This is a genomic window from Neobacillus mesonae, assembly GCF_023715155.1.
GTDB lineage: Bacteria > Bacillota > Bacilli > Bacillales > Cytobacillaceae > Neobacillus > Neobacillus mesonae_A.
In genome coordinates this window covers 77,972-100,092 of the sequence record NZ_JAMBNQ010000008.1, presented here as the reverse complement: position 1 = coordinate 100,092, position 22,121 = coordinate 77,972, and the positions used below count along the sequence as shown (strand labels likewise).

Below are 22,121 nucleotides of genomic sequence, written 5' to 3'. Positions count from 1 at the left end.
CCTCCTTAATTTGAATTCAAGATAATATTATTTTACCAAATTATAAAAAAATTGTCATAAAGAAATCGTCATATTTTTCAAATTTTTACATAAAACTGGCTTTGCCTCAGAAATAAAATAAAGAGAACCTGTGACAACTAACATGCTGTCATCTGCAATGGTTTGAATCTCCTCTTGCAGGTAGGTTTTCCAGTCATCAACTGCCAATTTATCTGCTGAATCGCTAATTTTCAAAAAGTCTTCTGCTTTCGCTGCACGCGGGTAATCAAAATTCACAAAAGATATTTTATCTGCTGCTTGGTCAAGCTTAGCAATCATTTTGTCATACTTTTTATCTTTTAGAGCAGCAAAAACAATATGGATCCTGCGGTCAGAAAAACGTGTTGACAGTTCGTGAACCAGAGTGGTGATTCCCTCATCATTATGGGCACCATCGATAATGACCAGCGGCTTTTCAGAAAGGACTTCAAATCTTCCCGGCCAGTAGCCGTTTCTTAACCCCGTCCGAATAGCCTGTTCAGATATATGGAACAGATTCGCTTGGTCCAAATATAAAGCTGCACAAATGGCAAGAGCCGCATTTTCCGTTTGGTGTTGTCCAATCATGCTGATTTCAAGCTGTTTTAACTCGACCATATTAGTTTTTAAGCTGAAAACTTCCCCTTTTTGAATTGATTTATGATCATAAATAAAGAAGTCATGGTCTAAACGGTAGAAAGGAGCTGCCATTTGTTCAGCTTTTTCTTTTATTACCCTCATTGCCCCTGGATGTTTGACTGCAGTGAAAATCGGAGTTTTTTCCTTAATAATTCCCGCTTTTTCAAAGGCAATTTTCTCATACGTGTCACCAAGAATGTTTGTATGATCAAGTCCAATATTCGTAATGATGGAGGCTAAAGGATGAATGATGTTTGTAGAGTCCAATCTTCCTCCTAAACCTACTTCGTAAAGGACAATATCAACATTGGCATTTTGAGCAAAATAATAAAATGACATCGCGGTGATTACTTCAAACTCCGAAGGTCCGCCAAGATCAGTCCCCTCCAATTCATCTGCCAACGGAACGATTATATTCGTTAAATCAAGGATTTCCTGATCAGTAACCGGCTTTCCATTCACACTGATACGCTCATTAAAGTGCTCAATATAAGGAGAGGTAAACGTACCCACAGTATATCCAGCTTCCTGCAAAATCGAACGCAGAAATGTTACAGTTGACCCCTTCCCATTCGTACCGCCGATATGAACAGTTTTCATCTTTTTCTCTGGAGATCCAAGTTTGTCCATCATCCATTCCATTCGTTTTAAACCTGGTTTTATTCCTAATCTAAGTCTTCCATGAATCCACTTTAGGGCTTCTTCATATGTAGCAAACATTCCATACACCCCTTTTTTAAAAAATAATGGCGAGACGAATTTGGAATAAATTCGCCTCACCATGTTTACTTTTTAACCTCTTAATTCTTTTATCCGGCCTTCCACAATACTTCTCTTTTCTAGGTAGTCTTTCTCTTTTGCACGCTCTTCAGCCACTACATGTTCTGGTGCTTTTTTCATAAAGCCTTCATTGCTTAATTTCTTTTGCACTCTTTCAACTTCTTTATTTAATTTATCCAATTCTTTTTCTAAGCGGGCAATTTCTTCGTCAATATTGATTAAACCTTCAAGCGGAAGGATGATTTCTACACCGGTAATAACGGCTGTCATAGCCTTTTCAGGGATTTCAACATCGATGCCCATTTGTAATTGTTCAGGATTACAGAAACGTTCGATGTACGCACGATTCCTCTCGATTGTACCTAGAATCGTTTCATCCTTTGCTTTCACAATCATTTTAATTTTCTTGCTTAATGGAGTATTCACTTCGGCGCGAATATTCCGTACAGCGCGGATCATTTCCACCAACAGTTTCATTTCCTGTGCTGCTGCGTCATCAGTAAGCTCCTGTGTTACCTCCGGCCATTTTGCCTGTGTAATGGATTCTCCTTCATGAGGAAGGTTTTGCCAAATTTCCTCCGTTATAAATGGCATGAACGGATGCAATAAACGCATGGTTTGGTCAAGCACAAAGGCTAAGATCGAACGTGTTGTTTTCTTGGCCGCTTCATCTTCACCATACAGCGGAAGCTTCGCCATTTCAATATACCAATCACAGAAGTCATCCCAGATGAAGTTATAAAGGGCACGGCCTACTTCACCAAATTCATAGCGGTCTGAAAGTTTGGTTACATGGTCAATCGTTTCATTTAATCGTGTTAAGATCCATTTGTCGGCAACAGATTTTTCCCCGCTAAAATCAATTTCTTCATAGGTTAAGCCATTCATATTCATTAAGGCAAAACGGGAAGCATTCCAAATCTTATTGGCAAAATTCCAAACAGACTCCACCTTTTCAGTACTATAGCGTAAATCTTGGCCAGGAGAAGTTCCGGTTGACAAGAAATACCTTAGAGCATCTGCACCATATTGGTCAATAACATCCATAGGATCCACGCCATTACCAAGGGATTTACTCATCTTACGCCCTTGTTCATCACGTACTAGGCCATGAATCAGCACATCTTTAAATGGACGCTTTCCAGTAAACTCAACACTTTGGAAAATCATCCTGGAAACCCAGAAGAAGATAATATCATAACCGGTTACAAGGGCACCAGTTGGGAAGTAGCGTTTAAAATCGAAAGCTTCCTTATCAGGCCAGCCCATTGTTGAAAATGGCCATAATGCAGAGCTGAACCATGTATCTAAGACATCTGGATCCTGTTCCCAATTCTCGATATCTTTTGGCGGCTCATGGTCAACATATACTTCACCCGTTTCCTTGTGGTACCAAGCAGGGATTCGATGGCCCCACCACAGCTGTCGGGATATACACCAGTCGCGGATATTTTCCATCCAATGAAGATATGTTTTTTCAAAACGGTCTGGTACAAAATGAACTTTGTCTTCTTTTTGCTGAAGGGCAATTGCCGCATCGGCAAGCGGCTGCATTTTAACAAACCATTGTGTAGAAAGATATGGCTCTACAACTGCACCGCTTCGTTCAGAGTGGCCGACAGAATGCAGATGGTCTTCAATTTTAAAGAGAACCCCTATTTCTTGAAGATCTTTTACAATCTGCTTGCGGCATTCAAAACGATCCATTCCTTGGTATTTACCGGCTTTTTCATTCATTGTACCGTCTTCATTCATGACAAGAACGCGTTCAAGATTGTGACGGTTGCCTACTTCAAAATCATTTGGGTCATGTGCCGGTGTAATTTTGACCGCCCCTGAACCGAATTCCATATCAACATATTCATCGCCAACAATCGGAATTTCCCTGCCAACGATTGGCAGAATCACGGTTTTACCAATTAAATGCTTGTATCTGTCATCTTTAGGGTGAACCGCAACTGCTGTGTCTCCCAGCATGGTCTCCGGACGAGTTGTGGCAATCTCGATAGAGCCTGAGCCATCTGATAATGGATAATTCATATGATAGAAAGCACCTTGCACATCTTTATAAATTACCTCGATATCGGATAAGGCTGTCTTTGTTGACGGATCCCAGTTAATAATATATTCTCCTCGATAAATCAGGCCTTTTTTATAAAGGGTTACAAAAACCTCGCGTACAGCCTTGGATAAGCCTTCATCCAATGTGAAACGCTCGCGTGAGTAGTCGAGGCCCAGTCCTAATTTAGCCCATTGCTCGCGGATATGAGAAGCGTACTCTTCTTTCCACTTCCATGTTTCTTCAACAAACTTTTCGCGGCCAAGATCATAACGGCTCTTGCCTTCACTGCGAAGCTTTGCCTCTACCTTTGCTTGAGTAGCGATTCCGGCATGGTCCATGCCCGGCAGCCAAAGCACGTCCTGCCCCTGCATTCTCTTCATGCGGGTAAGAATATCCTGCAGGGTTGTATCCCATGCATGACCTAAATGCAGTTTACCTGTTACATTTGGCGGCGGGATGACGATTGTATACGGCTGTTTCCCTTCATCATCTTTTGCCTCAAAAAACTTGCCTTTTAACCACCATTCATAACGCCCTTTTTCAATTGTTTGCGGGTCGTATTTGGTAGGCATTGTTACTTCTTTTGTTTCCATCTAATTTCTGCCTCCTTTATTCCATAAGGCGGTTTGCCTTTTTTCTAAAAAAAAAAAAAACCCCGTTCGCCCGTAAAAGGACGAATGGAGTTTGTTTCGCGGTACCACCTTTTTTCCAATCAAAAAACATGATTGGCACTTCTCTGGATAACGGATTTCCTCCGTCTTCTGCTACCTTGCCCGTCATTCGGCATCTTACAGAAGAAGCTCATGGGCGACCTTCCGATGTTTTGCTTAGGAAACCTCGCAGCTATTGGTTTCCCTCTCTTAAAGCAGGTAAGCATCGTACTCTTCCCTGTCATTGCTTTTTTTCATTTTACAATAGTAATACTATCCAAAAGATTTTGTTACGTCAACATGTTAACCAAAATTATTCTTTTTTATACTATATGCTATTTTCGGAAAGGTGCACACAACTTGGGAATATACATAAACTGAATGTAATATTTGGGAAAGGGGAGGTTTTTCTGGTGAGGAATTTTCAAAAGTTTAAATACCGTCCCTGGTTTCAAACGTTTCGCAAGTGGAGCGGTCAATTAATTGTTCCATTTATTATTTTTCAATTTCTTCGGACCATCTTTCTTCCAACCGTCTTTGATGTGTTATTATTATCATTATTTATCGTGATTGCCATTTCGATTTATTTTGAAATTATTTAAGGAGCCCTGCCTGCAGATTACTGCTGCTGTTGGGCTCCTTCTTCTGTTTGCTGGGCTGCATTACTCGCTTCCTGCTGTTGTTTTTCAATTTCGGTCATTCTCATAACAACATACTCTGTATTTTTTAAATGCCAGTAACGCTGCTGAAGCATACGTACATACTTCAACTCATTTTTAGGACGCTGTTTTCGGTAATATTTCTCAATTGTTTGGATAATAGGGATCGGATAGGCTAAATAACTATAGAATAATAGCTTCTCTTCTTCCCTAAAAGGAAAGTACTTGAAATAATGGTAAATCAAATCTACTGTATCATCACTCCTCCTAGGACCTGTGCTGAGCGACCTTGAGATAAAAGGTAACAGGTCATGGATGGGCGACCCATATGAAGCATTTTCAAAGTTAATAAAATAACCGTAGCCTCTTTCATCAAAAAGAAAGTGGTCAGGAGACAGCTTTCCATGAGCAACGACCGCTCTGGCTTTCTCGTTATCCTTCGTATTTTCATACCATTCTTCGAACTTTTCTTTTGAAAAACGAAGTGCCTGGCTAATCTCATTGTAATATAAGCAGAATAACAATTCGAAGGGAGACATATAGGTTTGTCTTTCACAAACATCAATAAAGCCATCAAGGAATTCTTGGTGTTTATCAAGCTGTTGTATCGTTTTTTCATAGTGCTCGTTTCGTTCTTCTTTGTTAATGGTCATTTCCTTAGTGGAAAGTGTATGAAGGCGTGCCAGCTCCCTAAATAATTGTTGACTTTTTTGATCACGACTTTCATTGGCCATCCATGGCATAAGATAATATAGGAATTGATTATGAAGCACAGCATACCTGCCGTCCATTGTCGGGTAAATTGGAACAATCCGGTTAAACCCTTTTTGATACAAATAATGCACATGGCGAATAAAATCTGTTCCGGCTGTTGGAGCAATTTTTTTCAAAGCAAATGTCCCTTTATTAGAGTAAATCTTTTGAATGCTTCCATAATCTTCTATAAAATGCGGCTCAATATGATATTGTTCCAGAATAGGGGCCAATGCTTCAAGACGGTTCGAGTCATTCATATGAACTCAACTCTCTCTTAAAAATCTATAAAAGAAGCAGAGCAGGTCTATCACCAACCCGCCCGCTCTTTTTTATACCATTATTTTTTTGCAAGTGATGCAGCCGGTACATATAGCACCTGTCCTTCATATACATCTTGATTTAAGTCAAGATTGTTAACACGGAGCAGATTATGGACAGATACATCATACCGTTCAGCTAGACTATCTACCGTATCACCTTTTTGAACAATACACACTTTTAGTTTCACCTGTGCGGTTCCTTCGTCCTTACGGGCAAAGAATTCTGTCAGGGTCATCGTTTTATTTTTGGAAAAAAGCTTTTTCTTTTGTTTTGGTGCTTCTTCAGAGGAAGAGGATGAACTTTCTTCATATTCATTTTCTACCACTGCTTCTGCTTCCACTTCCACTTCCACTTTTTCTTCTATTTCTGCCTCCACCTCTACATCCAGATGCTGGCTGCTTTCGCTTCTAGCTTCCTGGTAAGGCCATGATGATTGGCTAAAGGAAGGATTATATTCCTGGAACTGCCATGACGGCTGTTCTGGTTCTTCCTCCTGCTCCTCAGGCTGATAATTAAAGGTTGGGAATTTAGGAAATGTTAATTCCGGCTCTTCCTCCTGCTGTTTTCTTGCTTCTGTTTCAAATAATAGGCTGCTCGTTTCATTAGTTGGAACGGCTGGTTCCTCAACCTCAGCCTCTTCTTCCTCTTGAACCTCATTTGAGCGGTTGAGAACTTCAAATTCCTGTACTTCTTCCTGCTGCTGTTGCTGCTCTGTTCCATAAAGGCCGCTGATGGTCAGTTCGGCAGTCAATTTTAGGCAGCTCCGTTCAGGTATTGAATAGTCAAACGATTCCACATGGACATCAATATCATAAATACTTTGAATCCGGTTATTAGGAATGGTTATATCAACTGGGAAGCGATGAGAAAATTCACAATTTCCTTCCTCACGTTCTGCAACTGTCTCAACAAATTTTTGAGAGGTATAACCTTCATCCTCGTTTTCATTACTTACTTCACAACTTTTATATTCGCCGGTAAGCTCAAGCGAACCACGAATGGTTACATATTGATCATTTTCCTGGATGGTAATGTCCGGATCAAGCGAAATGGACAAAAGTTCCTCGACTTCCTGTCCTTTTCGAAACCACAAAGACTCCTCCAAGGAAAATCTTAGTGACGATTGATTCTCCTGGGACAAAGCGACTCCTCCTTTCTTTTCCTTCACTAAAAAATCACCATGTCACTTACACTTTATGAATGGATATTTTTATTTATGATAAAAATGAGAGTTTAAGTACATAAAAATTGGCTCCCCTAAAAGGAGAGCCAATAAAAATTATTTATTTAAGTTTCGAAAATGCAATCTCAGCTGCTTTTAGCGTCTTTTCAATATCCTCATCTGAGTGTTCTGTTGATAGGAACAAGCCTTCAAATTGGGATGGCGGCAGGAATACTCCTAGATCAGCCATTTGGCGATAGTACTCAGCAAAGAAATCCAGATTTGATGTTTTAGCTTTTTCATAGTTAATGACGTCTTCATTTGTGAAGAAGAAACCAATCATGGAACCCGCCCGATTAAATGTGATTGGGATATTATATTTTTCAGCTGCGGCCTTATATCCTTTTTCAAGCAAGTCACCTTTCTTGATAAATTCTTCATAATGGGCTGGTGTCAGCTGGCTTAATGTTTCATAACCGGCAGTCATCGCAAGCGGGTTGCCGGATAATGTGCCTGCTTGATAGATTGGGCCGCTTGGTGCGATTTTTTCCATGATTTCAGCTTTACCGCCGTATGCCCCTACAGGCAGCCCGCCGCCGATTACTTTACCAAGGCATGTTAAATCAGGTGTAATCCCGAAATAGCCTTGGGCACAATTATAGCCGACCCGGAAGCCTGTCATGACCTCATCGAAAATCAGCAATGCTCCGTATTCCGAAGTAATGTCACGTAATCCTTGTAAGAACCCTGGCAGAGGCGGCACAAGCCCCATATTGCCTGCAACAGGCTCAACAATGATACACGCGATATCCTTACCATATTGTTCAAATGCGTATTTTACCCCTTCAAGGTCATTGTACTGAACGGTAATCGTATTGGAAGCAGTACCTTCAGGAACACCAGGGCTGTCAGGCAATCCGAGAGTTGCAACACCGGAACCGGCTTTAATCAACAAGGAATCACCATGCCCATGGTAACAGCCTTCAAACTTTAAGATCTTATCACGCCCGGTGTAGCCGCGTGCAAGCCTTAACACACTCATTGTTGCTTCGGTACCTGAATTGACCATGCGGACAATTTCAATAGATGGCACGCGTTCTTGCACAAGCTTTGCCAATTTATTTTCCATCAATGTAGGGGCGCCAAAACTTGTACCATTCTCAGCTGTTTTTTTCAATGCCTCGACTACTTGATCATTGGAGTGGCCAAGGATCAGCGGTCCCCAAGAGAGTACGTAGTCAATATATTCATTACCGTCAATATCATAGATTTTCGAGCCTTTTCCCCGCTCCATGAAAATGGGATTCATGTTGACGGATTTGAAAGCTCTAACCGGGCTGTTTACACCGCCAGGCATTAATTTTTGGGCTTCTTTAAATGCTTCAACTGATTTTGTATATGAACGCATCTTTTTTCCCTCATTTCAGAAATTATTGATCTTCTTTTAACCAGCGAATAGCGTCTTTTGCGTGGTAGGTAATGATCAGATCTGCACCAGCGCGCTTCATACCCGTTAACATTTCAAGTACAGTGCTTTTTTCATCAATCCAGCCATTTTGGGCCGCCGCTTTGACCATCGAATACTCGCCGCTTACATTGTAGACCACCACTGGCAGGTTGTAATTATTTTTAATATCACGAACGATATCGAGGTATGGCATACCTGGCTTCACAATTAGGAAATCGGCACCTTCTGCGACATCAGATTCTGCTTCTCTAAATGCCTCGAGTCGGTTTGCTGGATCCATTTGATAGGTTTTACGGTCACCAAATTGTGGTGCGCCTTCCGCTGCTTCACGGAATGGTCCGTAGAATGCTGATGCATATTTGACTGCATAAGACATGATAGGAATTTCTTTAAAACCAGCTTCATCCAGGCCTGCACGAATGGCTGCAACAAAGCCGTCCATCATATTGGATGGTGCAATGATATCGGCGCCAGCTTTTGCCTGGCTTACAGCAGTCTTTATAAGTAAATCCAGAGATTCATCGTTTAAAATTTTATCCCCCTCTACTAAGCCGCAGTGACCGTGGCTTGTGTACTCACATAGACAGGTGTCGGCAACAACAAGAACTTCAGGGAAGTGTTCTTTAATATAACGTGTTGCAATTTGAACGATTCCGTGATCATGGTATGCCTGGCCGCCGCACTCATCTTTTTCAGCCGGGATACCGAATAATAATACTGCTTTAATTCCATGTGCTATAATGTCTTCCATTTCCGCTTGAAGATTGTCCATAGAAACTTGGAAAACACCAGGCATCGAGGAAACTTCCTTGCGAATATTTTCTCCTTCATAAATAAACAGCGGATAAATAAAATCTTCTGCCCTTAAGTGGTTTTCTCTCACAAGTGCCCGCATGCTGGCACTTGAACGCAGACGGCGATGACGTGCAAATTGAAGTTCCATTTTTACATACCTCCAAATGAATAATTAATTTTTAAACCTGCTTTTTCGTTAAAAAAAGAGCTAAACTCTTCAACATTTCTTTTACTGTATATACTTTTGGCGAGGCGTGAATCGGCAGTCCATATTCCTGCAGCCTTTTTTCGGTCACCGGCCCGATACAGCCAATAACCAGGCCCTGAAGCTTTTCTTGAAGCTGATTTTCACGAACCACTGCCATCAAATGATCGACAGTTGAAGGGCTGGTAAAAGTCAGAATGTCTAAGCGCTGGTTTTCAAGCGCCGAAGCCAAACTTTCCCTGCTATCATCTGGAAGATAATTTTCATAAATAATGACCTCATCCACCACAGCACCAGCCTTTGTCAGGGAAGCTGCAATATAATCCCGGGCTAAATTGCCTTTTGGAAGCAGCACCCGAATTCCAGTTGAAACGAGCGGCAAAAATTCCTTCACAAATGTTTCAGCTACATAGGCAGAAGGAACAAATACAGCCGAAACCCCTTTTTCTTTTAAGACTGCTTCCGTCCGTTTTCCAATGACCGCAATTTTCGGCAGATCCACTTTCACTGCCGAATCTGCCAGCGAGAAAAACGTTTCAACTGTTACATTACTTGTAAAGATCAGCCAGTCATATGTATTCAGTTTTTTCAAACATTTCGCAAAAAGTTGATTGTTTTCAATCGGGCGAAACGCAATAAGAGGGATTTTAATCGGAACCCCGTCATATTCTTCGACTAGTTCAGAATAGGATTCCGCCTGCCCCTTTCCTCTAGGAACGAGCACCCTTTTATGATTAAGTGAAAGAGCCGGGGTCATTTCCCCTCAAGCTCCCGTTTCACCCTGTCAATCAAGTCTTTTGCTCCTCTTTTAATTAATAGATCAGCAGCTTGATTCCCAAGTTCCTCCGGATTTTGCCCCTTAACTTCTTCATGGAAAATCTCCTGACCTTCAGGAGTACCTACCAATACATTTAAAACAATTTCATCATTGTCTTCTACTCGAGCAAAGCCCGCAATTGGGACCTGACAGCCGCCTTCCATTTTTTGAAGAAACACTCGTTCTGCCCGAACTGCTCTTTCTGTTTTCTTACAGGTGAACTTTTCAAACAAATCAAGTAGTTCTGTATCATCTTCACGGCATTCAATGGATAATGCTCCTTGACCTACTGCAGGGATACATACATCCGTATCCAAAAATTCCGTTACTACATCAGATGCCCAGCCTAGACGGGAAAGTCCGGCAGCAGCTAAAATAATAGCGTCGTATTCTTCTGATTCTAGTTTGGCCAATCTTGTATCGACATTTCCGCGAATCCATTTAATTTCTAAGTCAGGACGTTTCGCTAATATTTGTGCACTGCGTCTCAGACTGCTGGTGCCGATAATAGCACCTGGCTTTAAATCAGCCAATTTCACATGATTTCTCGAAATCAAAGCATCGCGATGATCTTCACGGAATGGCACACAGCCAATCGTAAGACCTTCAGGCAGTACGGCTGGCATATCTTTCATACTATGTACCGCCATATCTATTTCTTTATTCAGCATCGACTGCTCAATTTCTTTTACAAATAGACCTTTGCCGCCGACTTTGGATAAAGTTACGTCTAAGATTTTATCTCCCTTGGTGACAATTTCCTTTACTTCAAATTCTAGGCTTGGATCAATTTTTTTCAATTGGTCAATAACCCAATTGGTTTGTGTTAATGCTAACTTACTGCGTCTTGAACCCACGATAATTTTTCGCATGATTTCCTCCTAGTGTTATGAGTACCACAAATGGAAAGATGATAATTGTCCAAATAAGAAAAAGTTAATTAAAACAATTAAAAAAGAAGCGGCATTCCATAAAGCCAGTCTTTTTCCAGAAAAGTTTTTTACAATCCGTAAGTATAAAAAAATACTGTAGGATATTAGTAAAATAAATGACCCGATAATTTTAATATCATACCAAGGCATGCCTGGAAGCTTAATATAAGCCCACTGCATACCTAAAATCAAACTTAATAAAAGTATTGGAACACCAATTACAGCTAATATGTACGACATTCTTTCCAGTTTTTCCAAATCCGCAATTCTTAACAGCCTCGCTCCCCACTTTTTCCTTTTCAATAAATCATACTGTAAAAGATATAAAATGGAAAAAACAAAAGACAGTGAGAATGCTCCGTATGATAGAATGGCCATCGTAATATGAATTAGCAATAATTCAGACACCAATTTCGCTGCCATAACATGTGAATGATATTGAGTCGGCGCAAACGTATGGATGACCATGACAATAAAGCCGAGAATATTCGTAAAAAAAACGATGAAATCCACCCGTAATAACCGATTTATACCCAGTGACAATGTGATTAATATCCAGGCATAAAAATAAAGCCCCTCAAAAATCGTTAATACTGGGAACCTTCCTGTTTCTTTCATATAAAGAATAAGGAAAACCGTCTGTAAACCCCATACAAATGCAAGTAACCAGAAGGCAATCCGATTTGCCCTCCGGTTATGGTAAACAAAGTCGAAAAAATATAACAGCACACTGAAGGCGTAAAGAACAACCGTTACTTCATGAACCCTCGTCATAAAGACGCTAAGCATAGAGATGGGCCCCCTTATGACTGAAAGGAAGCCTGTACTTCGAGCTTTGGCCGTTTATTCGATTCGGCCGATTTCGTTTGATGTTCTTTCACAAGCTCTTCAATATTAAAGATTTTCATAAAGAAATCCATTGCCTGTTCTTTATCAGGTCTTGCAGCCAATTCCTTCGCTTGTAAAATCGGATCTTTTAACATCTGATTGATAATACTTTTTGTATGTTTACTTAAAACCTTTTTATCACGTTCAGATAAATTTGGCAGTTTGCGTTCAAGGCTTTCCATTGTTTCTGCCTGGATGGCCAGTGCTTTTTCCCTTAGGGCAGAAATAACCGGAATCACACCAAGCATGCCAAGCCATTGTTTAAAGTCAACAATTTCTTTTTCAATCATGAGCATAATTTTTTCAGCGGCCTTTTGGCGCTCCTGCAAATTAGCTTCAACAATACCCTCTAAATCATCAATATCATATAAAAAGACATTTTCCAGATCAGCGATTTGGGGGTCAAGGTCGCGGGGAACGGCAATGTCTACCATAAATAATGGCTTGCCTTTTCGTTTTTTCTCCACTCCCGCCATCAATTCTTTTGTTATAACAAAATCCTTTGCACCCGTTGAACTAATAAGAATATCCGCTTCGATAAGCGACCTCTGCAATTCATCTATCGTTCTTGCTTCGCCGTCGAACCGGCTGGCAAGGTCTTGCGCTTTTTCATAAGTCCGGTTAATAACCGTTACTTTACCAATTCCGCCTCCATGAAGGTTCTGTACTGCCAGTTCCCCCATTTTCCCTGCACCAAAAATCACGACATGCTTATTCGCAAGAGAACCAAAAATTTTCTTTGCTAATTCAACAGCTGCATAGCTGACTGATACTGCATTTGCACCGATTTCAGTTTCTGAATGTGCTTTCTTTGCTATTGTGACTGCTTGTTTAAATAAGTGGTTAAATACAGAGCCTGTTGTTCCCTGCTCCTGAGCAGTCATAAAGCTTGTACGGACCTGTCCAAGAATCTGGGTCTCCCCTAAAACCATGGAATTAAGTCCACAAGTTACGTTAAATAAATGGTCTACCGCACCGTCGTCTTCATAAATAAAGAGGAACGGTGAAAATTCCTTCTGCTCCAATCCAAACCAATTTGCTAAAAATTCTTTAATATAGTAGCGGCCTGTGTGCAATTGATCAACCACGGCGTAAATCTCCGTACGATTACATGTAGAAAGAATAACATTTTCCAGGATGCTTTTTTTATTTTTTAATTGGTTCATGGCATCCACAAGATCGGTTTCATTGAATGTTAACCGCTCACGGATTTCTACAGGGGCAGTTTTATAATTAAGTCCGATCACTAAAATATGCATTTGTTAAGTGCACCCCCAAAATAATGACAATACTAGCTAAATTATAACATGTCTATTTTACTATCTCGGTAAAAAATGTGAACATAAAATGACACTATATGTTAATATAGAAAATTGAATAGATATGTTTCTTATTATCTCCCTATGTACAGTAACAAAAAATTCGACAGGATTCAAGTGAACCTTACTGGAAGTGGTGTTTATAATGAAAAACCAACGAATTTTTCCTGGTATTATTTTAATTGGCTTTGGTATCTATTTTTTATTACAGCAAGCTGGAGTTTCATTTTTTCAGACATTTTCAACATGGCCGACCTTAATTATCATTGTTGGTTTGGCGTTCTTAGGACAAGGCTATGGAGCGAAGGATGCCGAATCGATTTTACCCGGTGTCATCATGTTCGGTTTTGGACTCCATTTTCTATTAGCCGGACGAATTACATCCTGGCCTCATAACCATATTGGGATGCTGATTTTAATCATTTCAATTGGATTCTTTCTCCGATTTCAAAGAACCAATAATGGCTTATTTCAAGCATTCCTCTTTCTCATCATATCTGTACTGCTGTTGTTTTATGATCAAATTGCAGGCTATTTCGGGCTGCTGCAAAGCGGTATGAGTTTTATTTGGAAATTTTGGCCGGCACTTCTAATAGTTGTTGGTATTTATTTTCTCTTAAAAAGAAAAAAGTAAACGCCTGGCATTATCCAGGCGTTTTTTTTAGATATAACTTTCAATAATCGACCAGGCTTTATCTTTTCCTTCACCTGTTTCAGATGAGAAAATCACCATTTGGTCACCCGCTTCCAGATTTAAAGCCTCACGTGTCACTTTTAAATGTTTTTGCCATTTTCCTTTAGGAATTTTATCAGCCTTTGTTGCCACTATAAGGCACGGGATTCCATAATGTTTTAAGAAACCATACATCATCACATCATCCTCTGTTGGGGGATGCCGCAAATCAACAATTAAGACAACCGCTCTCAGCTGCTCACGAGTAGTAAAGTATGTTTCAATCATTCTCCCCCAAGCGGCGCGCTCTGTCTTTGACACCTTCGCATAACCATAACCAGGAACATCAACAAAATGGAGTATTTCGTTGATTAGGTAAAAGTTCAATGTCTGCGTTTTTCCAGGTTTAGAGGAAATTCGCGCTAGTCCTTTTCGGTTAAGCATCTTATTGATAAAAGATGACTTTCCAACATTTGAACGGCCGGCAAGGGCAAATTCCGGCAAATCGGTTTCTGGATACTGCGCTGGTTTCACCGCACTAATGACAATATCTGAACTTGTTACTTTCATTCAGCCCCACCTTCCAAAAGAGCATGCTTCAATACTTCATCGATATGGGAGACCGGAACAAATTCTAATTTCTCCCGGACACTTTCTGGAATATCATCGATGTCCACTTCGTTTTCTTTCGGAAGAATCACTTTTGTCAATCCTGCACGATGGGCACTCAGCGTTTTTTCTTTTAACCCGCCGATTGGAAGCACCCTGCCCCGTAAGGTTATTTCACCTGTCATCCCTACTTCACGGCGAATCGGTTTGCCAGTTAACGCTGAAACAAGAGCTGTAGTAATTGTAATCCCTGCCGATGGGCCGTCTTTTGGAACAGCACCTTCCGGGACATGAATATGGATATCATATTTTTCATGGAAATCTTCTTCGATTCCCAATTCCTTTGCTTTTGAACGGACATAGCTGAATGCAGCCTGTGCTGATTCCTTCATCACATCACCCAGTTTACCTGTCAGAACCAGTTTTCCTTTTCCAGGAGCAAGTGAAACTTCAATTTGCAGTGTATCACCGCCTGCAGTTGTGTAAGCAAGACCTGTTGCCACTCCCACTTGATCCTCTGTCTCAGCCTGCCCATAGCGGAATTTAGGTTTTCCTAAAAATTCTTCTACTGTTTTTTCTGTAACAACCACACGTTTTTTCTCTTTAGAAACAATAATTTTAGCTGTTTTACGGCAAATAGATGCTAATTGCCGTTCCAGACTGCGGACACCAGCTTCCCTGGTATAATAGCGGATGATTTTTAAAATAGCATCATCACGGACCTGCAGGGCACTCTTGGTCAATCCATTTTCTTTGATTTGCTTTGCGAGCAGGTGATCACGTGCGATATACACCTTTTCTAGTTCTGTGTAGCCGGCTATTGAGATAATTTCCATCCGGTCTAACAATGGGCCGGGGATTGTCCCCAAATTATTGGCAGTTGCAATAAACATGACCTTTGATAAGTCATAGGTTTCTTCAATATAATGATCACTGAAATTATGGTTTTGTTCTGGATCTAAAACCTCTAATAATGCTGCTGACGGATCGCCGCGAAAATCGCTGGACATTTTATCAATTTCATCAAGCAAAAATACAGGGTTAATGGTACCTGCTTTTTTCATTCCTTGGATAATCCGGCCCGGCATAGCACCTACATATGTTCTCCTATGTCCCCGAATTTCTGATTCATCCCGTACTCCCCCAAGAGACACCCGGACAAAATGACGATTAAGTGATGTTGCTATTGATTTAGCCAAGCTTGTTTTACCAACACCAGGAGGTCCAACCAGGCATAGGATTGGTCCCTTCAAGGAATTCGTTAGCTTTTGAACCGCTAAATATTCAAGAACACGTTCCTTTACTTTTTCCAGACCATAATGATCTTCGTTCAATATTTTTTCTGCCCGTTCGATATTAATATCGTCATCGGTTTTTTTAGACCATGGCAGTGAAATAAGCCAATCGATATAATTTCGAATGACAGCACTTTCCGCTGAACTTGTCGGCACTTTTTCGTAGCGATCAAGTTCCTTCATGGCCGCTTGTAAGACATGGTCCGGCATTCCTGACTGTTCAATTTTTTTCTTCAGTTCGGCTATTTCCCCTGTCTTTCCTTCTTTATCACCCAATTCTTTTTGGATGGCTTTCATTTGTTCCCGTAAATAGTATTCCTTTTGTGTTCTTTCCATTGACCGCTTTACGCGCTGGCCGATTTTCTTTTCGAGATTAAGTACTTCTTTTTCATTTTGAATAATGTTGATAACATAGTTCATTCTCTGTTTAATATCAATGGTTTCTAATATTTCCTGCTTTTCCTTAAGCTTGATTGGTAAATGAGAGGCGATGATATCAGCCATTCTTCCTGGTTCCTCAATGTCGGCAACGGAAGCAAAGGTTTCAGCAGAAATTTTTTTAGATAATTTTATGTATTGCTCGAAATAATCAAGCATTGTTCTCATCAAGGCCTGATCCTCGATATCTTTCTCATCAGAATCTTCATATGTGCTGATTTGAACCGAATAGTAATCCTCTTCATCGGAAAAGGAGATAATTTCGGCCCTTTTTAATCCTTCTACCAATACACGGATTGTTCCATTTGGCAGCTTTAACATTTGTTTAACCTTTGTTAAGGTCCCGTATCGATAAATATCCTCCTCAACCGGGTCGTCTATGGAAACATCCTTTTGTGTAGTTAAAAATATTAGGTGGTCATCTACCATTGCTTTTTCGAGTGCCTGTACTGACCGGTCACGTCCAACATCAAGATGTAGGACCATTGTTGGATACACAAGCAGGCCCCGGAGCGGCAGAAGAGGGACAATCATTTTGTCTTTTTTCGGCAACGTACTGCACCTCCAGTAAAATAGTCTTTGTACAATTCTATCTTATTTATTTTTTAGTGTCTAATTTAAACTGATGCCAGCATCTTGTATACGTTATTTTCTCCCTATCATCAAAGAAAAACTCCGGTTTGTTTCGATTACAAACCGAAGTTTTTCTTTCCATTTTTAGATGGATTCTTTTTTAGTTAACTCAATGGACGCTGGAATGACATTGTGATTTTCCCTGCTATTAACAAGAGAAGCTTCAAATACTTCATTAAGATGTGTAACCGGAATAATTTGAATACCGTCAATTTCATTTAAAATGTTCTGCATGTTCTCTTCTGGAATAATAACGGTTTTGGCTCCAGCCTTTTTCGCTGCCTTTACTTTCGGATAAACACCACCAATTGGTTTCACATTACCATGAATGCTGATTTCACCTGTCATTGCGACCGTATTGTCAATCGGGATTTTATAAATAGCCGAATAAATTCCCGTTGCCATTGCTATCCCGGCTGACGGACCGTCAATAGGCACCCCTCCAGGGAAATTGACATGAATATCATAGTCATTCGCAGGAACCCCCATTGAACGAAGCACCGTAATGACATTCTCGATGGACCCGCGTGCCATACTTTTGCGGCGGATTGATTTGCCCTGACCGCCAATGCTTTCCTCTTCAACAATGCCGGTAATATTTATTGTTCCTTTTTCTTTTGCCGGAATGACCGTGACTTCAATTTCAAGTAACGCCCCCGAATTTGGACCATACACTGCCAGACCATTTACAAGTCCTACTTGTGCATTCTCATTGATCATCCGTTCCATTCTTGGCGTCATTTGGCTGGAATGAATAACCCATTCAATATCTTCATCTTTAATAAAGCCACGGTCTTCAGTAATCGCAAGCCCGGCAGCAATTTGAATCATATTCACTGTTTCACGGCCATTTCTTGCATAAGTTGATAGGGTATGAACACCTGATTCTTTAATTTCCATATTGACCTTTGCTGCTGCTTTTTTCGCAACGGTTACAATTTCCTCTTGGGTTAAATCACGGAAAAATACTTCCATACAACGAGAACGAATAGCAGGCGGAATCTCACTTGGTGTTCTTGTCGTTGCTCCTATTAAACGAAAGTCAGCAGGAAGACCGTTTTTAAAAATATCATGAATATGGGTCGGGATTTGTGTATTTTCCTCATGATAATAGGCACTTTCTAAAAATACTTTCCGATCCTCTAATACTTTTAACAGCTTGTTCATCTGGATGGGGTGGAGTTCACCGATTTCATCAATGAACAGGACCCCGCCATGGGCATTTGTTACCGCCCCTTGTTTCGGCTGTGGAATTCCAGCCTGTCCCATTGCACCCGCCCCTTGATAAATAGGATCATGTACAGATCCTATTAATGGATCAGCAATCCCACGCTCATCAAATCTGGCAGTAGTTGCATCTAGTTCGATGAAAACAGAGTCCCGTTTAAATGGTGATTTGGCATTCTTTTTTGCTTCTTCTAATACTAATCTGGCTGCTGCTGTTTTTCCTACCCCTGGCGGCCCATAGATGATAACATGCTGCGGATTAGGTCCGCAAAGAGCAGCCTTCAGTGATTTAATACCATCTTCTTGACCCACAATATCTTGAAAACTGGTTGGTCTCACTTTTTCAGATAATGGTTCTGTCAAAGAAATGGACCTCATTTTCCGAAGCTGTTCCATTTCTTTTCTCGATTCACGATCAATAGATACCTTCTGGGTCCGCTGATTTTTTAACAGATTCCAAAAATATAGTCCAATGATTATTCCAAAAAACAGTTGTATAAATAAGGCAATCCCCGTCCAACTCATGTCTATTCCTCCTGCACCAATATACTCAATTAATACTAATAAGTATTTCCTGCAGGCAGAAGGAATAAACAAAAAAATTTAAAAGACCCGGCAAACATTACCGGGTCTTCACTAATCATTTAATCATTAAGCTGATTTTTCTTCAGCAACAACAGTTCCATCTTCCAATATAAGCTTCGGAACACTGTTATCGATTACTGTATCCTTTGTGATAATACATTTTGAAATATCATCCCGGGATGGAAGGTCAAACATCACATCCAGCATGATAGCCTCGATAATGGAGCGAAGACCCCGTGCACCTGTTTTACGCTCAATTGCTCTCTTAGCAATTTCAATCAATGCACCTTCTTCAAATTCCAGTTCCACATCATCGATTTCAAGCATTTTTTGATATTGCTTAACAAGCGCATTTTTTGGCTTTGTTAAAATTTCAATTAATGCTGCTTCGTCTAATTGCTCAAGGCTTGCGATTACCGGAAGACGACCGATAAATTCAGGAATTAAACCAAAGCGCAATAAATCTTCAGGAAGAACTTTTGATAAAAGTTCTTTAGAAGTAAGTTCCTGTTGTTTCGTATCTGAGCCGAAGCCGATTACTTTTTGTCCTAAACGGCGTTTAATGATTGGTTCAATACCGTCAAAAGCACCGCCGCAAATAAATAGAATGTTAGTAGTATCAATTTGTATAAATTCCTGATGCGGGTGCTTTCTTCCGCCTTGAGGAGGAACACTTGCAACCGTGCCTTCAAGAATTTTTAATAATGCCTGCTGAACACCTTCACCAGACACATCACGTGTAATGGAAGGATTTTCAGATTTACGGGCAATTTTATCAATTTCATCAATATAAATAATGCCCTTTTCAGCTTTCTCCACATCATAATCAGCAGCTTGAATCAATTTTAATAAAATGTTTTCAACATCTTCACCAACATAGCCAGCCTCTGTAAGAGAGGTCGCATCAGCAATTGCAAATGGGACATTCAGAATCCGTGCTAATGTTTGCGCTAACAATGTCTTACCACTTCCTGTTGGTCCAATCATACAGATATTACTTTTTGAAAGTTCAACATCATCAATTTTGCTATTGGAGTTGATGCGTTTATAGTGATTGTAAACCGCAACTGATAAGGATTTTTTAGCTTTATCCTGACCGATGACATATTCATCAAGGATTTCACAAATTTCTTTTGGTTTTGGAACATCTTTAAATTCTACTTCTTCTTCAGTTCCGAGCTCTTCTTCAACGATTTCTGTACAAAGCTCAATACATTCGTCACATATATAAACGCCAGGCCCCGCTACTAACTTTCGAACTTGATCCTGAGTTTTTCCACAGAACGAACATTTTAATTGTCCTTTTTCATCATTAAATTTAAACAATCCTTTCACCCCTCGATGCATAAAATCCCATTATTTTTATGTCGCGCTTCACAAACAATAATTTTCATTGAATAGTATGTATTTTGCATTGTATCACATTTAGACAATAGACTGGAAACAAAACGCTTTATAGTATTATGTTTTTCAAAACGATGTGAAACGCGATTTTAAAATAATGTACTCATTAATCTTAGCCATATTTATTAAAAATAAATCTTTATTTCTTGAAATAATTAATTCGCCCTGGAGTTTAAATTTTCCTGCCTATTGTTAAAAATGTTCCCTACTCTAATTATAATATGTAATTTAAAAAATGTATAAATTAACGGGTCCATTTGGACACTTTTATGTATGTTAAAATGAAACGAAATTTCCTGCAGTTTAAAAACAAGGCACGACTAAATATCGTGCCTTGTGGTATTCTATTCATTACTTCTTATTTTCGATAAGAAATTCTACTGCTTTTTGAAGCTGAAGATCACCTTTGATGCCTTCTACTCCGCCAAGGGCTGCTTTAATGTTGTCAACAGTCATGTTGTACATTTCAGCCATTTTCTCAAGCTCTGCATTAACATCTTCATCAGTTGCTTCAATCTTTTCAGCTTTAGCAATTGCTTCTAATGTTAAGTTAATTTTAACACGTTTGCCGGCTTCTTCTTTCATTTGTTCACGAAGGGCTTTTTCATCTTGTCCTGAAAATTGAAAGTATAGTTCAAGGTTCATACCTTGCATTTGTAAACGTTGTTCAAATTCCTGCATCATACGATTTACTTCGTTTTCAGTCATCACTTCTGGAATTTCAACTTCTGCATTCTCAGCTGCTTTTTCAACAAGAGAATCTCTTAGATGATGTTCTGCTTCATGTTTTTTGCTGTCTTCTAAGCGAGTTTTAATTTTTTCCTTTAATGCATCTAAAGTTTCAACTTCATCATCAGCATCTTTCGCAAACTCGTCATCTAATTCAGGAAGTTCTTTTGCTTTGATTTCATGAACCGTAACTTTGAAAGTTGCTGGTTTTCCTGCAAGCTCTGCTGCATGATATTCCTCTGGGAATGTTACTTCCACATCTTTAGATTCTCCTGCTGCAACCCCTGCAAGCTGCTCTTCGAATCCTGGAATGAATGAATTTGAACCAAGTTCCAGCGAATAGTTATCAGCTTTTCCGCCTTCAAAAGCTTCACCATCAACGAAGCCTTCGAAGTCGATAACAACTGTATCGCCGTTTTCAGCAGTGCCTTCTTCTTTAACAACAAGCTCTGCATGACGATTTTGAAGTGATTCAAGTTCTTTTTGAACATCTTCATCAGTAACAGTTGTATCCATTTCTTCGATTTCAAGCCCTTTGTATTCACCTAATTTCACTTCAGGCTTAACAGTTACGGTAGCTTTGAAAATTAATTCTTTTCCTTTTTCCATTTGCTCAATATCGATTTCAGGACGGTCAACAGGTTCAATCCCCGCTTCGTCGATTGCATCGCCATATGCATCAGGTAAAAGAATATCTAATGCATCTTGATAAAGTGATTCCACACCAAAACGTTTTTCAAATAATGAACGAGGTACTTTACCTTTACGGAAGCCCGGTACGTTTACTTGTTTTACAACTTTTTGGAATGCCGCATCTAAGCTTTTGTTTACTTCTTCAGCGCTGACTTCAACTGTAAGAACGCCGCGGTTTCCTTCTAACTTTTCCCATTTTGCAGTCATACATTTTCCCTCCAACATCTATTCTCATTTCATTTGTTACGAATTAAATTCGTGGAAATGTCTTGTCCACCAAGTCATGTCCTATTTTTTAATGTAAAATATACGTTTTTACACAATGCAACCCCTACATTATACCACAGGATTTGTTTCTTTCAAC

The 22,121-nt window shown here is 40.0% G+C and carries 17 protein-coding genes and 1 other annotated feature; of the genes, 2 read left to right on the top strand and 15 right to left on the bottom strand.

Annotated features, from left to right (window positions below; genetic code table 11):
• Nucleotides 1-54: 54 nt before the first annotated feature.
• Together M3183_RS09810 and M3183_RS09805 are read right to left on the bottom strand one after the other, a co-directional pair.
• Entirely contained in the window at nt 55-1,377 is a 1,323-nt protein-coding gene (locus M3183_RS09810; protein ID WP_251468966.1) for a bifunctional folylpolyglutamate synthase/dihydrofolate synthase, read from the bottom strand.
• Nucleotides 1,378-1,449: 72 nt separating this feature from the next.
• Nucleotides 1,450-4,092 carry a valine--tRNA ligase gene (locus M3183_RS09805; protein ID WP_251468963.1) on the bottom strand — a complete coding sequence of 881 codons (2,643 nt, stop codon included), beginning with the start codon at nt 4,090-4,092 and terminating at the stop codon, nt 1,450-1,452.
• A 73-nt stretch (nt 4,093-4,165) separates the two neighbouring features.
• Nucleotides 4,166-4,403: a binding site (T-box leader), on the bottom strand.
• A gap of 159 nt (nt 4,404-4,562) precedes the next feature.
• Between M3183_RS09805 and M3183_RS09800 the strand changes: the two genes are divergently transcribed.
• Nucleotides 4,563-4,751 (top strand): hypothetical protein, encoded by a 189-nt coding sequence (locus tag M3183_RS09800; RefSeq protein ID WP_311315356.1) that lies wholly within the window; start codon nt 4,563-4,565, stop codon nt 4,749-4,751.
• Between the two features lie 17 nt (nt 4,752-4,768).
• Here M3183_RS09800 and ysxE read toward each other — a convergent pair whose 3' ends face one another.
• The 8 genes from ysxE to hemA form a co-directional block, all read right to left on the bottom strand.
• Complete coding sequence (ysxE, locus tag M3183_RS09795) at nt 4,769-5,821, bottom strand: spore coat protein YsxE (RefSeq protein ID WP_251468961.1); 1,053 nt, start codon at nt 5,819-5,821, stop codon at nt 4,769-4,771.
• 80 nt (nt 5,822-5,901) lie between these two features.
• Complete coding sequence (gene spoVID / locus M3183_RS09790; protein WP_251468958.1) at nt 5,902-7,026, bottom strand: stage VI sporulation protein D; 1,125 nt, start codon at nt 7,024-7,026, stop codon at nt 5,902-5,904.
• Nucleotides 7,027-7,168: 142 nt separating this feature from the next.
• Nucleotides 7,169-8,455: a glutamate-1-semialdehyde 2,1-aminomutase gene (hemL, locus tag M3183_RS09785; RefSeq protein ID WP_251468956.1), complete on the bottom strand. Its 1,287-nt coding sequence runs from the start codon at nt 8,453-8,455 to the stop codon at nt 7,169-7,171.
• 22 nt (nt 8,456-8,477) lie between these two features.
• Nucleotides 8,478-9,458 (bottom strand): porphobilinogen synthase, encoded by a 981-nt coding sequence (gene hemB / locus M3183_RS09780; protein WP_251468954.1) that lies wholly within the window; start codon nt 9,456-9,458, stop codon nt 8,478-8,480.
• A gap of 31 nt (nt 9,459-9,489) precedes the next feature.
• Nucleotides 9,490-10,272, bottom strand: coding sequence for a uroporphyrinogen-III synthase (locus M3183_RS09775; RefSeq protein WP_251468952.1), 783 nt, complete (start codon nt 10,270-10,272; stop codon nt 9,490-9,492).
• On the bottom strand, nt 10,269-11,204 hold the full coding sequence (gene hemC, locus M3183_RS09770) for a hydroxymethylbilane synthase (RefSeq protein WP_251468950.1): 936 nt from the start codon (nt 11,202-11,204) through the stop codon (nt 10,269-10,271). The genes M3183_RS09775 and hemC overlap by 4 nt, the downstream gene beginning before the upstream one ends.
• A gap of 15 nt (nt 11,205-11,219) precedes the next feature.
• On the bottom strand, nt 11,220-12,053 hold the full coding sequence (locus M3183_RS09765) for a cytochrome c biogenesis protein (RefSeq protein ID WP_251468948.1): 834 nt from the start codon (nt 12,051-12,053) through the stop codon (nt 11,220-11,222).
• A gap of 14 nt (nt 12,054-12,067) precedes the next feature.
• Nucleotides 12,068-13,411: a glutamyl-tRNA reductase gene (gene hemA / locus M3183_RS09760; protein WP_251468945.1), complete on the bottom strand. Its 1,344-nt coding sequence runs from the start codon at nt 13,409-13,411 to the stop codon at nt 12,068-12,070.
• A 205-nt stretch (nt 13,412-13,616) separates the two neighbouring features.
• Here hemA and M3183_RS09755 point away from each other — a divergent pair, with 205 nt between their 5' ends.
• A complete protein-coding gene (locus M3183_RS09755; RefSeq protein WP_251468943.1) occupies nt 13,617-14,105 on the top strand; it encodes a LiaF transmembrane domain-containing protein in 489 nt (162 codons plus the stop codon).
• Between the two features lie 27 nt (nt 14,106-14,132).
• On the opposite strand, the gene yihA is transcribed toward M3183_RS09755, so the two are convergent.
• The 5 genes from yihA to tig all read right to left on the bottom strand — a co-directional run bounded on the left by yihA (nt 14,133) and on the right by tig (nt 21,964).
• The gene (yihA, locus tag M3183_RS09750; RefSeq protein ID WP_251468941.1) at nt 14,133-14,714 is read right to left on the bottom strand and encodes a ribosome biogenesis GTP-binding protein YihA/YsxC; all 582 of its coding nucleotides are present in this window, start codon (nt 14,712-14,714) and stop codon (nt 14,133-14,135) included.
• Nucleotides 14,711-17,020 carry an endopeptidase La gene (gene lon / locus M3183_RS09745; RefSeq protein ID WP_396953713.1) on the bottom strand — a complete coding sequence of 770 codons (2,310 nt, stop codon included), beginning with the start codon at nt 17,018-17,020 and terminating at the stop codon, nt 14,711-14,713. Before lon ends, yihA begins: the two co-directional genes overlap by 4 nt.
• A gap of 183 nt (nt 17,021-17,203) precedes the next feature.
• Complete coding sequence (gene lonB, locus M3183_RS09740) at nt 17,204-18,871, bottom strand: ATP-dependent protease LonB (RefSeq protein WP_251468936.1); 1,668 nt, start codon at nt 18,869-18,871, stop codon at nt 17,204-17,206.
• 126 nt (nt 18,872-18,997) lie between these two features.
• A complete protein-coding gene (gene clpX / locus M3183_RS09735; RefSeq protein ID WP_251468934.1) occupies nt 18,998-20,257 on the bottom strand; it encodes an ATP-dependent protease ATP-binding subunit ClpX in 1,260 nt (419 codons plus the stop codon).
• A 429-nt stretch (nt 20,258-20,686) separates the two neighbouring features.
• Nucleotides 20,687-21,964: a trigger factor gene (gene tig / locus M3183_RS09730; RefSeq protein ID WP_251468931.1), complete on the bottom strand. Its 1,278-nt coding sequence runs from the start codon at nt 21,962-21,964 to the stop codon at nt 20,687-20,689.
• Nucleotides 21,965-22,121: the final 157 nt, after the last annotated feature.

What these genes read in the sequence shown, in the direction of transcription:
- M3183_RS09810 (WP_251468966.1), bottom strand. Translation starts at nt 1,377, where the DNA reads ATGTTTGCTACATATGAAGAAGCCCTAAAGTGGATTCATGGAAGACTT.
- M3183_RS09805 (WP_251468963.1), bottom strand. Translation starts at nt 4,092, where the DNA reads ATGGAAACAAAAGAAGTAACAATGCCTACCAAATACGACCCGCAAACA.
- ysxE (WP_251468961.1), bottom strand. Translation starts at nt 5,821, where the DNA reads ATGAATGACTCGAACCGTCTTGAAGCATTGGCCCCTATTCTGGAACAA.
- hemL (WP_251468956.1), bottom strand. Translation starts at nt 8,455, where the DNA reads ATGCGTTCATATACAAAATCAGTTGAAGCATTTAAAGAAGCCCAAAAA.
- hemB (WP_251468954.1), bottom strand. Translation starts at nt 9,458, where the DNA reads ATGGAACTTCAATTTGCACGTCATCGCCGTCTGCGTTCAAGTGCCAGC.
- M3183_RS09775 (WP_251468952.1), bottom strand. Translation starts at nt 10,272, where the DNA reads ATGACCCCGGCTCTTTCACTTAATCATAAAAGGGTGCTCGTTCCTAGA.
- hemC (WP_251468950.1), bottom strand. Translation starts at nt 11,204, where the DNA reads ATGCGAAAAATTATCGTGGGTTCAAGACGCAGTAAGTTAGCATTAACA.
- M3183_RS09765 (WP_251468948.1), bottom strand. Translation starts at nt 12,053, where the DNA reads ATGCTTAGCGTCTTTATGACGAGGGTTCATGAAGTAACGGTTGTTCTT.
- hemA (WP_251468945.1), bottom strand. Translation starts at nt 13,411, where the DNA reads ATGCATATTTTAGTGATCGGACTTAATTATAAAACTGCCCCTGTAGAA.
- M3183_RS09755 (WP_251468943.1), top strand. Translation starts at nt 13,617, where the DNA reads ATGAAAAACCAACGAATTTTTCCTGGTATTATTTTAATTGGCTTTGGT.
- yihA (WP_251468941.1), bottom strand. Translation starts at nt 14,714, where the DNA reads ATGAAAGTAACAAGTTCAGATATTGTCATTAGTGCGGTGAAACCAGCG.
- lon (WP_396953713.1), bottom strand. Translation starts at nt 17,020, where the DNA reads ATGATTGTCCCTCTTCTGCCGCTCCGGGGCCTGCTTGTGTATCCAACA.
- lonB (WP_251468936.1), bottom strand. Translation starts at nt 18,871, where the DNA reads ATGAGTTGGACGGGGATTGCCTTATTTATACAACTGTTTTTTGGAATA.
- tig (WP_251468931.1), bottom strand. Translation starts at nt 21,964, where the DNA reads ATGACTGCAAAATGGGAAAAGTTAGAAGGAAACCGCGGCGTTCTTACA.